This window comes from Pseudomonas sp. Irchel 3A7, from assembly GCF_900187565.1.
Taxonomy (GTDB): Bacteria; Pseudomonadota; Gammaproteobacteria; order Pseudomonadales; family Pseudomonadaceae; genus Aquipseudomonas.
Genome location: NZ_FYED01000007.1, coordinates 22,994 through 36,328, shown reverse-complemented (window position 1 = coordinate 36,328; position 13,335 = coordinate 22,994). Strand labels below are relative to the sequence as shown.

7 protein-coding genes and 1 pseudogene are annotated in these 13,335 nt (G+C 57.2%); 4 read left to right on the top strand and 4 right to left on the bottom strand.

Annotation, left to right across the window (positions count from 1 at the left end; translation table 11 throughout):
- Nucleotide 1 precedes the first annotated feature (1 nt).
- The 4 genes and pseudogenes from CKW21_RS13085 to CKW21_RS13070 form a co-directional block, all read right to left on the bottom strand.
- Complete coding sequence (locus CKW21_RS13085) at nucleotides 2-2,716, bottom strand: putative virulence factor (RefSeq protein ID WP_095194395.1); 2,715 nt, start codon at nucleotides 2,714-2,716, stop codon at nucleotides 2-4.
- Nucleotides 2,713-5,778, bottom strand: coding sequence for a virulence factor SrfB (locus CKW21_RS13080; RefSeq protein WP_095194394.1), 3,066 nt, complete (start codon nucleotides 5,776-5,778; stop codon nucleotides 2,713-2,715). The genes CKW21_RS13085 and CKW21_RS13080 overlap by 4 nt, the downstream gene beginning before the upstream one ends.
- Nucleotides 5,779-5,794: 16 nt before the next feature.
- On the bottom strand, nucleotides 5,795-7,183 hold the full coding sequence (locus tag CKW21_RS13075) for an SrfA family protein (RefSeq protein ID WP_095194393.1): 1,389 nt from the start codon (nucleotides 7,181-7,183) through the stop codon (nucleotides 5,795-5,797).
- Nucleotides 7,184-7,723: 540 nt separating this feature from the next.
- Nucleotides 7,724-8,374 (bottom strand): annotated as a pseudogene (locus CKW21_RS13070) (ATP-binding protein); the annotation flags it as partial.
- 258 nt (nucleotides 8,375-8,632) lie between these two features.
- Here CKW21_RS13070 and CKW21_RS13065 point away from each other — a divergent pair.
- From CKW21_RS13065 to CKW21_RS32330, 4 genes are read left to right on the top strand one after another with little or no spacing between them, the layout of a single operon-like run.
- A complete protein-coding gene (locus tag CKW21_RS13065; protein WP_371917522.1) occupies nucleotides 8,633-9,157 on the top strand; it encodes a TnsA endonuclease N-terminal domain-containing protein in 525 nt (174 codons plus the stop codon).
- Complete coding sequence (locus tag CKW21_RS13060; RefSeq protein WP_095194391.1) at nucleotides 9,154-11,073, top strand: Mu transposase C-terminal domain-containing protein; 1,920 nt, start codon at nucleotides 9,154-9,156, stop codon at nucleotides 11,071-11,073. The genes CKW21_RS13065 and CKW21_RS13060 overlap by 4 nt, the downstream gene beginning before the upstream one ends.
- On the top strand, nucleotides 11,070-11,963 hold the full coding sequence (locus CKW21_RS13055) for a TniB family NTP-binding protein (RefSeq protein ID WP_095194390.1): 894 nt from the start codon (nucleotides 11,070-11,072) through the stop codon (nucleotides 11,961-11,963). Before CKW21_RS13060 ends, CKW21_RS13055 begins: the two co-directional genes overlap by 4 nt.
- On the top strand, nucleotides 11,915-13,033 hold the full coding sequence (locus CKW21_RS32330; protein WP_095194389.1) for a TniQ family protein: 1,119 nt from the start codon (nucleotides 11,915-11,917) through the stop codon (nucleotides 13,031-13,033). Before CKW21_RS13055 ends, CKW21_RS32330 begins: the two co-directional genes overlap by 49 nt.
- Nucleotides 13,034-13,335 lie beyond the last annotated feature (302 nt).

Genomic DNA, 13,335 nt, shown 5'->3' with positions numbered 1-13,335 from the left:
CTTATCTCGCTGCGAAGGCTGTGAGCACTTGGCCCAGCCGTTCGTTCTGTTCAGGGGTGATTTCACGTCCGGCACCATGGCCGGCATTGTCCTGCGTGATGTAGGCCAGGCCCGAGAGCCAGTCGCCCAGGTACCGTTGCGCCTGATTCGACGGTTGCGCCGGCAGTACGGGCACTTGGCCCGGGCCAATGTCGGTGTAGAACGAAAACAAAGGCGCCTTGGCTCCGGTGCGGCTGTTCGGACGCTCGTTCACCGGCTTCTGGAGGTAGCCGAACCAGGACACGAAATCGCGCAGCACACGTTGCACTTCCAGTACCTGGCGCTCGACCAGTTGATCGCGCCGCGCGCCACTTTGTGCTCGCTTGAGGACGGCGCGGCTCAGTTGCCCCGGCAAGTCCTGGCGATAGCCGGCGGTGATCAATTCATCGACCACCGCTTCCAGCAAGGCCTTTTCCAGCCCCAGCAGGTTGAGCAGGCTTTGCCGGGTGGTCAGTTCCCGCAGGTGCGCGATCCAGGCCTTGAAGGCCGCTTTGGCGAAGCGATGCTCATTGCTTTGCAGTTCGGGCGCCGGGGTGCCGGTTTTGTTGCTCGCTGGCGTGCTGTCGGGGCTCTGGTCGTCACCGAAATCGAAATCGAAACCGGCGTCGTTGCCGTAAAGGCTCTGGCTCGGTGTCGGGGCGACCGGTTCTTCGTTCACGGCCGGCTCGTCATCGGTCTCGTACACGCCGCTGAGGTACAGGTCGCGCACCTCTTCGCTCGGCATATCGAGTTGATCGATCAGTTCGCCAAGTACCGCCGGCCGACGACCCAGGCCCGTCAGAATCATTTGCGCCTTGGCTTTCTTAGCGGCTGCGGCGCTGTCGTCGTCAGCGTGGTACCAGGTGCTCAGGCCGTGAGTGGTCAGGCCTTCGAGGCACTCGCTCAATTGCTCGCGGATGCGCTGCAATTTGAATTCGATATTGGCCACGCCTTTGAAACTGCCGCTGAAGTGGCTGATGCCACCGTCATCGTGGCGCAGCATTTCTGTCCAGGCGTTGACCGGGTTCTTGATGTGTTTGCACACCAGAGCGTTGCTGGCGAAGCTGGTGCCCAGCGCGTTGACACGTTCCTGATAAATGACATTGAGGCCGGTTTCCGCACCGGTCGCGTCCTGCCCGATAAATGCCGCGTCCATACGCGGTTTGCGCACCAGGTAGGTGTTCTGGAATGGTGTGCCGGCCCAGTCGTTCATCCAGCTCAGGCTGCCGAAACGCTCCAGCATGGTCAGCTTGACCATGCCGTTCCAGCTCTCGTCGTACTGATCAGGTGTCAGGCTCAGGGAGTTGGTAATGCGCAGGTCAAGCATGGTCAGCGCCCAGATCAGGCCGGTGTCGCGCTTGCTGCGAGCAGCCGAGTCGGCGCCCTGGGTTTTTTCGATCCATCGGGTCAGCACCGGCCCCACGTCGTTGACGTCGCTCTGCTTGGTTGAGCTTGTGCAGACCACCAGTGCGTTCATTTCCTGGTTGTCGGTGTAGCGTTCGAACAGGTAGGCGACCTTGCCGCGCAGAATCAGCTGGGAAACGGAGTTGTCCTTGGTGGTGGATTGCGGGTCGTTGGAGTCGGCGATCTCGTGCAGTTTCTGGCGGCCGCGATAACCGGGGAAGTCCAGTAGGTCGACCTGATTGACGATGTCATCCACTGGCGCTTCGACCAGGCGGAACGTCATTTCGGCGGTCAGTGCCGCCAGTTGCGCGACCGCAATCGCCTGACTGTTTTGCAGGCGATCGCCAACCAGCGGTCGAACATCGATCGGCAAGTCCAGCGGGCTGCCGAAGCGTTCGAGGATATCGACGTTCATGATGCTGTCGCGCTGGCTGTAGGTGTCGTTTTCGAAACTCACCAAGGCCTTCAACGGTGCGAACACGGTCTCTGGCAGACCCAGCTTGTGCAACGCGCCGGCCAATTGCTGGTACACGCGCGTCAACTCGCGTTGCTCACCCCAGAGAATCGAAAACAGTTCGGCCCGTTCCTGGAAATTCAGGCGTGGCGCCAATTGCAACGCTCTGGGCCAGTACAGGTGCTCAAGTTTCTTCACCGAGTTGCGGAAGTTGTCGCGCAGGTAATCCCACAGCGACACCAGATCGTCAGCATTGACCCCTGTTTGCAGCGGGCCGGTTTCGCGGCCTTCGAACGGTTTGAGCACGCGCTGGATGCGCTCTTCATCGATCTCGTAGGAAATCCGTTCAAGGTCGAAATCCTTGAACCAGGCGTTGGCGAGAATCTTCGCCAGCTCGATTTCCTTGAACAGCGAGAGTTCTACCGGGAAGTCATTGTCCTGACTTATCGCCGCCCGACGGCTGAAGCGCGTTACCAGGCCGGTGGCCTCCTTGCCGCCACCCACCGGGTTGATGTGCTTGATGAAGTCCAGGCGCTGGTCGCCGAACTCGGTTTCCAGCTTGCCGTTCTGACCGGCGGCGAGGGCCGAAATCAGGTAGGACTTGCCGGCCTGAGACAAGCCGAAAAAGCCAATGGTCATCGGCGTGCAGGCCACACGACCGAGGCTTTGAGCCAGGTTGCGGGCGCGGTGCAGGCGGATGTTCAGGTTATCGGCTTCGCTGTCTAGGCGCGGTGCATTGCCGCGTGTCTGGCCAATCCAGTCCAGCGCCTGACCGGCGCCTTCATAAACAGCGGCCCAACTGGCAGAGAGCTGAGTTTGATCGGGGGTCAGGTCATTCATTTGCGTTTCACACTTCCACTGTCGAGCCAGTACTTGGTCTCGCTCAGGCCGGCGTCGAGCATGGTGTTGAGCTCCAGCTCGAGGTCGCTGCGCGGGTTGAAGTTGACGTTGTTGCTGTTGGATTCGATGTCGCGAACCGAGAGGCGGTCGCTGACCAGATCCTGCTTGCGGGTGTATTTGTCCGCCGGTTTGACCTCAAACCGCACCTTGAGCAGCGGGGCGCTGCCGTTTTCACCGATTGCCCGGGAAAACTTCTCCCGACCCGCCTTGGTGAACCGCAAGGTATACAACGGCGAAGCTGCCCAGCGTTCAGCGGCCAACTGGCGGAAACCCAGGCGCAGGTCGCCGCGCATTTCCAGCTGTGGCGTGTCGGCGGCGTCGCCAACGCCAATTTCCGGTAGCTTGATTTTGTAGTCTTCGGACTGGATATCGCGGTACAGCACGTCGGCATCCTTGATCACGTTGTTCAGATCGATGACGCCGATGTGCTTGACCGTCGAGTACGGCTTGAGTGCCGATGCCCGGAAGTAGAAGTTCGGCACGCTGTGGTTGGCGCACAACAGGCAGAGCATTGCGCCGACCGAGGCGGTGCTTTTCGGGTCGTCGATCCGGCCGTTCTTGTGAAACGGATACCAACCGCCGGTGCGGTAATTTTGCAGCGCCAGAATGCGCCCGGGTGGCAGCGGCAACACCTTGCGAATGAACGCCTGGATGCCGGGCAGGCGCGAGGGGCGGCCGGTCAGCAGCAAGACATCACACGGGTAATGCGCGGCCACTTCACACAGCGCCCCAAGGATCTTGGTGATGTTGATCTGGTCGTTGAGGAACGCGGCGTGGAGCTTTTGCAGGTCGAAGCTGATCGGCGCGGCATACAGGTCGAAACCGCTCTGGCCGCCGACATCGCGACGCACGGCAGCATTGACGTAGTCGAGCACGGTCTGGCTGATGGCGTTGTCACCGAGCAAATGGCGGTAGCTTTGCGGGATGACTTCTTGCGGAACCTGCGGATCGTAGTGCTCGTACGCCTTGAGCAGCGCCAGGCCCAGCGGGGCGAACACCTGGAGGTTCAATTGCTGACGCAGGATCATGTCCTGGGCGCTGACCGATTCATCGCCACACAGCCGCGACATCAGTGAGTTCGGGGCCTTCACGCCGGCGTTCTGCAAGGCTTTTTCGAAACTCGGCAGGATGAAGTCCTGAATCACATCCAGCAGGATGTCGTCGCCAGCTACTTTGAAACCATCGCGAAAACGCTGTTCGGGCACGATGTGTACGTTGCTGCCGCTGCCGGTATTGCCCGCGCGGTCGAGACGATAGTCGGTGATCACCAGGTCGGTGGTGCCACCGCCGATGTCGATGGTCGCGAGGGTGATGCGTTGGCGGTCAGCCTTGTCCGGCCGGGCGATGGTGTCAAAAAACTCTTCCGGGTGACCGGCGAAATTCTCGTTGACCTCGGTGTACAGGTACACCAGCTGGCCGCAGGACGCTTCGTCCCATTCCACGCGGATACTCGGGATCGGGGTGCGCGGGTTGACGGCCTGATCCTGATGTGGATCTTCCTCGCCGGCGTGCCAGCCGAGGCTTTTCCACACCAGGCCGATGGCTTGCAGCATGCGTTCGTTGAGGATGCTGCGCTCGGCCTGCGGCATGCCCGGCGGCACGGTCAGGGTAATGCTGTTGAGCTGGCGCGGCACGCGGGTGTGACCCTGGCGGGAGCGCTGGGCCGGGCTGTTGATTTGCGACAGCGCCTGGGCCAGCACTTCGGCGAGCATGAAGGTCATTAGCGAGCTGCGGGAATAACGCGGCATGAACACCGGCAGACGATCGTCTTCTTCGAGGCTGTATAGCGCCTCGCCGGTTTCGTTGATCAGATGCGAGAACGGCGCGGCGGTGGCGTACGGCTCATTGTCGGTCTTGATGTACGAGCAGTTGAAGCGCCAGCCGTGGCCGTAGGCGTTTTCGTCCCACAGATAACGTTTCGGGCTGGACAGGCCAGTGGAGCCTTCGGTGCCGCGACGACGACTGGCCAGACGACCGGCCTCATTGCCGACACGGGCAATCGTCGCCCATTGGAACGCATCGTGACGACCACTCTTGACCGAACAGTGGTCCTTGCCGAAATACGCCTGGGCGAATTCCACGCGGCTTTCGAATGGCAGGTTATAGGTGTGTTCGGGGGTGATCAGGTCGCGCAATTCCAGCACGTAGTTCTGCTTCAGCCCGGAGCCGGCCTGACCGTGGTTTTCGATCAGGATGCCGCAGGTGCGCGAGTTGCCGACGTCCAGCACCAGGTCCACAGGTATCGGTTTGACCAGGCCATTACTGTCGTTGGCGACCACTTTCAGCTCGGGGATTTCAACTTTCGCCCCGACCTTCGACTGCTGGGCAGCTGACGGTTTGCTCAACAGGCTGAGCAAGTTGAGGTAGTGCGCCAGGTGATGGTTGGCGCGGATATCGATGTCCAGCTCTGCGCGCGAACGGTGGGCATTGCCCTCATTGAACACTTCCAGCAACCATTCGTTGACCCACGGCTGCGCCAGAAACCAGCGGGTTTCGCTAGCTTTAGTCGCCAGTTTGAAAGACACGCCGGAGCTGATGTCTTCTTCGTTTGGCGCCAGATAGGCAGTGCCGTCACGCTTTGGCATCACACGGCTGTCGAACGCCATCGTCAGGCGGTGGGTGTTGCCGTCGATGTCGGGAGTCGCCAGTTTCACCAGGCGCATGCGCGACCAGTTGCTCGGACCTTCGTCGAAGCGATGCGGCGGCATGAAGCGGAAAAACGGGATCGGCAGCCAGATGCCGTCGAGCAAATCGAGGCTGCTTTTCATGTCGACGCTGAACGCAGGTTTGGCTTTTTCGACCTTTTCCGGTTCGGGTTCGTAGAAAAAGAAGTCTTTCTCTTCGTTGTACGCCAGGCGGCAGATCAGCCCGCTGATCATCGGTGCGAATTCACCCGCCGGTTCCTTGCGGGGATCCAGGCGCAGGGCGAAATCCATGAACTGGATGCCGGTGTCGCTGACCAGCGTGACGGTGTCTTCGAATTGAGTGACTTCAGGCAACATGTCGGGTTATTCCGTTTTATTCGGCCACTTGCCGCATGGACATGGGGAATTGTTCTTTTCCGTAACCGCCGGTGCAGTCCGCGATCGTGGTCGCCCCTTTGCGGCAGTTGACCTTGGGCATCTCGTAAGTGCTGCCATCGGCGCAAACGGCCTGGCCCTGGCTGTCGATGGCCAGGCTGCCACCCTTCATAGTAGCGCTCACCGGCCCGCTGCATTTCGAGCCGTCGGCCTGGTGCACGGTGACTTGGCCCTTACCGTCCTTGAGCTGGTATTCCAGACGCAGCGGTTTGCCGGTTCGGCGGTCCTGAATCCCGGCGCCTGCGCTGTACTGACCATCGAGAAACCTGGCGGCACCGTCGGCGGCGTCTGGCGGGATGCTCAGGGGAGGGCCGGGTTTTGCGGCGGCGGATTTTTCTGCTTCGGGCGATGTGACATCCGGCGGCGCGGTTTTGTTTTCGGGTGGCTCAGTTTTGTTTTCGGGTGGCGCAGTTTTGTTTTCCGCTGCCGGGTCAATGGCCGGATCTTTGGTCAAGTCGGCGGGGGACATGTCAGCCTCGTTACCCTCGACGGCCGACGTTTCCACACCATGCGTTCCGGTCACGGCGGTGCCGGTTCCAGTGGTTGAGCCTATAACGGTGCCTGTCACCGGAACGCTGTTGAGTGTCGTGACATTGCCGGTCACTGGCGGCTCTTCCAGTTGTTTTTCCACCGGTACAACGCCCTTAGGCAGCACATCTACCGCCACCAACGGAATCGGGACGCACCCTCGCAGGCCGAGCAACAGCCACAAAAGCAGCAGCAGGAGCGGCAGCAGTAACAGCCACCACCAACGACGCCACCACGGACGAGCAACCACCGGCATAGGGGGGGCAACAACAGGCGCTTCGGCCACGGGTGGCAGCGTGAACGCGGGCGGGACCTGATAGAGGCAGTGCAGGGGATCGCCATTGCCGGTACCGGCATGTTCGAAACCCCAGAAGGTCAGCACCGGTTTGCCTTGCACCAGGTAGACGAAATTCTCGTCGGGGAAATGAATCACGCGCTTGAGTAGCTTACCGAACACGGCTTTGTCGCCTTGCTGCGGTTCGGCGGAGTCAGTGCCCAGGAAACGCTGGCTCAATTCTTCGAGCGCGGTTTTCAGGGCTTCCAGCTGGCGGCGGGCAGGGGCGCGTTCTTCTTCGGTCGCGCTGCTCCACGGAATCACATCGCCGTCGAGGGCGCTGTACCAATCGATCTGGTTGCCCAGTTCATCGCTTTGAGGGATGGCCAGATGATCGACCAAATCGGGGTTCTTGCGGCGAATGGCTTCGCGCAATTGCAGGGCTGCCCGGTAGACCGGTTGTCCTGTTTCGCCGAGGGCAGTGAATGACCCGCTCTTACCGCTGCGTAATAGTGCCCCGCGCATTCAAACTCCATACGATCCGTTGCGCAAAAATGACAGACATATATATCTGTGCTTGCTCCTGCAATTAGCGGGCGACCTTAATGTCATTATGACATCGCCGTCAATCTGCAGAAGGTTCAAACCTTATGAGACTAACGTAAGCGTGCGGAGGTTGCATAAGGTCAATTTTAATTAGCTTGGGAAGGTTCGGGCGTAAGCTTTTTCAAGCTTATTGAATCGTTTCATCAGGGCTAAAAAAAGCGCTATAAAAAAGGCACGACGCCAAGAGTGGCTTTCTCCCTATCCCCGCTCAACGGTCGTGGCGGCCTGGGCGGACTAGAAGGCTTGGGGTTGGAGCCAGGAACGAGTTTTTCCTATAACCGCCTGTTTTGGTCCCGATTATTGGAGTTAAAGCAGAGGTAGCTACTGATCAAGTACAGCTTGCTGGCGGATTAGGAGGCTGTGGATAAGGCGTTACATCGGGTGAGCGAGATTCAGTGCGCTCGGGAAACCGAGGTGCGATAAACGCCGTTTGTTGATTTCGCCAAGGCGTCATTCTGGTCAGTTTGTGCTCGGTCGATACTGCAGCGCCTCAGCCAGATGATCGCGGGTGATGCCATCAACTTGCTCAAGGTCCGCCAGGGTGCGTGAGACTTTAAGCAGCCGATGGGCCGCTCGCAGTGACAAGGTCAATCGCTCACACGCCGTTTCCAGCCAGGCTTCGTCGGTTGTGGATAACGTGCAGTGTTCGCGCAAGCCCGGCAGATCAAGGAAAGCGTTCGCGCAGCCCTGGCGTTTTTGTTGTCGCTCTCGGGCGTCGGCAACCAGCACTGCGGCGGTAGCGGTGTCGTCACCGGGTTTCAGTGCAGGGTTCAATGCCGTGGCTTCCCGAGCGACGGTCAGGTGCAGGTCGATTCGGTCCAGTAGCGGCCCTGACAGCTTGTTGCGGTAACGCTGGACCATGTCCGGTGTACAACTGCATTTGCCGCTGGGTTCGCCAAGATATCCACAGGGGCACGGGTTCATCGCGGCGACCAATTGGAAGCGGGCCGGGAAGCGGACGCGGTCCTTGGCGCGGGAGATTACGATGTGACCGGATTCAAGCGGCTCCCTTAACACCTCCAATACCTTGCGATCGAATTCCGGAAGTTCGTCGAGAAATAGAACGCCATGATGGGCGAGGGTTATTTCGCCGGGCTGTGGTTTCGAGCCTCTGTGACATTTAAAAATAGATGCAACCCTCTAGCGCTGGGCGCCTCATTCTGTCGTATGATCCCCCAACAATAAATGCAACCAGACATTCGGAATAAGTGCAACTGGCCTAATATGGATAGAAATAGCTGCAACCAGCCTCCGTTCTCGGTTGCAAGATCGATAAAATCTGCGTCACGAAGCCTCTGTGGAGTGTTTTCTTTTCGCGGAGCAAGCGTTGCGTTCGAGTCGATGCTTGAGCGGGACTTCCTACGGCGCATGGACTTTCGTACCGACGTGCTCGATGTCGTCTCCCAGCCTCTATCGCTAGATTTTGTGGCGAGAAACGGCCGGACCTACACCTACACCCCCGACTACCTTGTGAAATTTCACTCGCATGCTGAGCAACGTCCGATGCTTGTTGAAGTGAAGCTCTCGGAGGACTGGCGGGTGAATTGGCGGGACTACTTGCCAAAGTGGAAGGCAGCGTGGCGTTACGCTCAGCAGCGCGGATGGAGCTTCCATATCTATGATGAGACCCGTATCAGGGGGCAATCCCTAAAAAACATTCAGACACTAGAGCGGTACCGGCATGCTGACTACGAACCGGTAGATCTGGATGCGATTGTGAAAACGGTAGCGTTCAAGGGGATCGCATCAATGGAGTATCTCGTTGCATTGCATTTCCAAGGACAGGAAGCGCTCGGCAAATCACACGTTCTTCATCTGATCGCGACTCGTCAGCTTGACTGCGATATCACAGGCACCCTCAACGACTCTCTTGAAGTGGTGGTTGCCTCATGACCAACACCATGACTACAGAAGTTCAGGGACTCAAAAACGACCGGTCCTTCGTCAATATCAACGTGGGCGAATTGGTCTGCCATCAGCGGGCGGTTTACAGAATCACTCAGGTTTTGGACTTCAGCTCGATACTCGGTATCAATGTCGAAACCGGTAAGCCCTCAGTTCTGCGGATTGCCGAACTTAAACCGTTCCTTGGAAACAAGATCATCGGACCGTATGCCGACTACGATCTCGAGGAAATTGGTGCTGAAGAGTGGGCTACCGCACAAAAACGGTATGCGGTTATCCAGCCACTCCTTACCTTTGAGAGTCAATCGAAACAGTTTGTCGAGAAATGTGCGCGGGAGGCCAAGGTTGATACGGTCACCGTATATCGATGGTTGCGTCGATATAAAGATCAGGGAGACGTAAGCGCGCTTATTCCGATGAAGCGTGGATGGGGAAAAGGTCGTGCGAGGATTTCTGAAGATGTAGAGACCGTCATCAAGAATGTAATAGACGAGTACTACCTCACTGACCAACGTCCGGACGTTGCTTCCACGGTTTTCGAGATTAGAAAAAAATGCCGGGCGCTCAAGCTGGTCCAACCCGCCGTCAACACCGTTCAGGCTCGAATAAATAGGATTCCAGAGCGGACTCGATTGATTAAGCGTGGCGATCGAGAGCTTGCAAAAAATAAGCATGACGCCAGACCCGGCAGCTTGAACACTGAGTATCCGCTGCAAATCGTGCAAATCGATCACACCCCAATCGATTTGATAATTGTCGATGACGTTTATCGCAAGCCAGTTGGACGTCCTTGGCTAACAGTCGCGATTTGCGTCCATTCGCGAATGGTCACAGGTTACTACCTCTCGCTGCACGCACCATCTGCATTGTCAGTAGCAATGTGCGTCGTCCACTCGATTTTGCCTAAAGAGAAGTGGCTGGCTTTACACGGCATCAATGGTGAGTGGCCTGTGTGGGGCAAGATGACCTCGCTGCACAGTGATAATGGCCGAGACTTTAAAACCGCAAATCTCATTCGCTCGCTTAACGCTCACGCCATCAGCAAGGAGTTTCGACCTAGCCAGGAGAAGCACTGGGGTGGCCACATTGAGCGATATATAAATAGCAACTCCAGACACAGCAAAAGAGACAGGGGAGCAACGTTCAGCAATCCTTTCGAGCGCCGGGAGTACGATTCAGAAGGCGAAGCCATCTACACCTTCGCAGAATTCGAAGCTCGCCTGGTCAGAAACATCCTCAAGTACCACGAGGTTTACCACAATGAATTGGACATGGCTCCGATCCGAAAATGGAACTTGGCCTTTTTTGGGGACAAGGAGCGCGATCCGCTTATGCCCCTCCCACCCCGGGTTGCCGATCCTTGGGCTTTTCAGCTCGACTTTCTTCCCGCGGAACATAGAGTCATCCATCCCTACGGTGTGGAATGGGATGCCATGTACTTTGCCGAGGCACTGCGTCCCTGGATCGGCGTCACTGATCTGCAGACGAAGAAGGCGCGGAAGTTTCTTTTCCGCCGAGATCCGCGCGACATAAACCGAATCTGGTTCAAGGATCCGTCCTTAAACGAATATTTTGAAATCCCGATTTTAAGAAGGCGCTACGAAGGCTTGAGCGTGGCGGAGTATGTGGACGCCAAGAAGAAGGCTAGGTCTGAAGGTCGGGGAGCAATCAACCATGAAGCAGTCGATCGCTTCGTGGACGAGAACAAGCAGCAGGAGATTGAGGCTGCTGAGAAGACGAAGCAGGCTCGTAAAAATGCGCAGAAGACGGCGAACAACGCCAAACAGTCTACTCCTGCGCGGCCAATAGCAGAGCCTCCAACTAACGCAAAAACTACAGTAGCTCAGAACTTACTCGAGATGCTTTCCGAGGATGATGTAGACGAGTTTGGAGATATCTCGTGAATGAGTACGCGCATATCGCGGCCCAGTTCAGGGACATAATGTTCAAAAGCGACACTGACCGCTTTGATTTCTTGGACCATGCACGTTGGATTGACTATAAGTCGGGTAACGCGCTTCTTGATCTTCTGCATGGGCTACTGCGTAAACCCGAGCGTCCTCGCATGCCCAATCTGGTTGTCGTTGGAGAGTCCAACTGTGGAAAGACGACGCTGATCGAGAGATTCATCGAAACCACGGGCAGGCCATACGTAAGTGACGATGCGATCAACGTCCGTCCGGTCATCTTCGTCGAGGTCCATAAGCCTGATGAGAGAGAGCTCTACACTGCTATCCTGAGAAGATTTTTCACTCCTCACAACCCTATAGCACCAGTGACCAAATTGCGGCATCAGGCGCTTCATCTCTTGAGGGAGGCTCGTACTCGTATGCTTATCGTTGATGAAGTCCACACGATAAACAACGGGTCACCTGTGAAGCGCATGGACATGATGAATGAGTTGAAGATGCTGTCGAACCTTTTACGAATCCCGTTGGTATTGGTAGGAACGAGAACAGCGTTGCAACTTCTGGTTTTGGATGCACAGTACGCGAGTCGCTTCGACGTTGTGTCGCTTCCAGCGTGGTCAGCGAACGCTGATCTTCAACGTTTTTTGAAAAGCTTCGAGTCCGTGTTGCCTTTGAAGAACCCGTCGAAGCTCTATTCCCCAGAATTGACGGCCCTCATTCACGCTATCTCCGGCGGCAACACCGGCAACATCGAGTACCTCTTGCGTACTTGCGCCAGAGAGGCCATCGAGAAGGGCAGTGAGGTCATCGATCGCAAGCTGCTCGAGAAGAACCAATGGGTACGTCCAACACGTACAGATGGGGTGCGCGAACGGATCCTGTAGATGCTTTGTGGCCGCTCGTACCTGCACTGCTAGACGACGAGGTGATCTCATCCTGGCTGGTGAGGTGTGCATTGGCCCAAGGTTGCGAGCCTACAACGCTTACCGCTGACGTATGGCCTGATTATAGAGTCTGGTGTCATGATTCGGACCGGAAGTTTAGCGAACAACAACTGATCACATTGAGTCAGCGATCCGGGATTTCGGTCGACGCCTTGGTAGCGTCAACACTCATGCCGTTGCAGCAGATGATGACCGGGGCAACGTGTTTTCCTCAGGGCGTAGCAGCATGGTTTCTTTGCTTGGGCACTCGCAATCGGCGAAGGTGCGGCGGCTTGCAGTACTGTCCCCATTGCTTCGCTCAGCAGACGCCCCATTACCTTATTCAGAATCGGTTTGCATGGCATACAGCGTGCCCGATCCATCAGGTTGGCCTGCTAGATCACTGTGAGCAGTGCCACGCGCCTTTATGCCCTCATTTGATTACCCCTCCCAAGCTTGACCTTGGCCGGTGTCATCGATGTGGGTATGAGTTAAAGCTGGCTGCACCAGGAGCTGTGGAGGAAGGCGCTCTGCGCTTCCAGATTGCAACGGATGACTTGTTCGACGGTGGGCACCGACGCTATGGCCGTTGTCGATTAGCGCTCGCTGAGTGGCTGGCTTTGGCAAAGTGGATGCTCGGTGTCCTACGCGCAGCTAGGAGGGCAAACAGTGCCTGCACCCAAGACTTCTTCAATGAGCTGGGCGTCAGCCTTGAAGGGTTATCTCGACCGACAACAGGGCTGGCATTTGAATACCTTTCACCAGTGGAACGTGGAAAATTGCTAAGCGACGTTTGGAGCATGATTGAGATAGGACCCAGGCGATTGATTGCAGTCGCTAAGCGCGAGCATGTCAGGCCTTCTCTGCTCATTCCCCGAAAGGCCCCGCTGCCGGATTCGTTGTCGGAACTGAGCTTGGTGCTCAATGAGTGCCGATACAAGCAATGCACAAAAAATCACATTGATAAACCTCGGTCACCCGACAGCGTGCTGATGAGATGGCAAAGACTGCTAAGGAAATTTGAAAGATGAGCTCCGTCGAATTGCAGGAGCCTCGATGTGATGAGTGCGGCTGCGTCGGGAAAAAAATTCACCGGGTCCATAAAGGTCGCCGATATTGTAGTAACTGCTACGTCAAGCTATTCAAGCGCAGCGTGTGCGCAGGCTGTGGCAACTATGCTCGACTCCCCACTTTTGACGAGCACGCTCGCTGTAGGCAATGCGTAACGAATAGTCCCTGCGTGCGATGTTCAAGAACCGGTAGGCCTGTCGGCATGATCACGGAGTACGGTCCTGCGTGCTCGAGCTGTGCTCACTATTTCACTAAGGCCGAA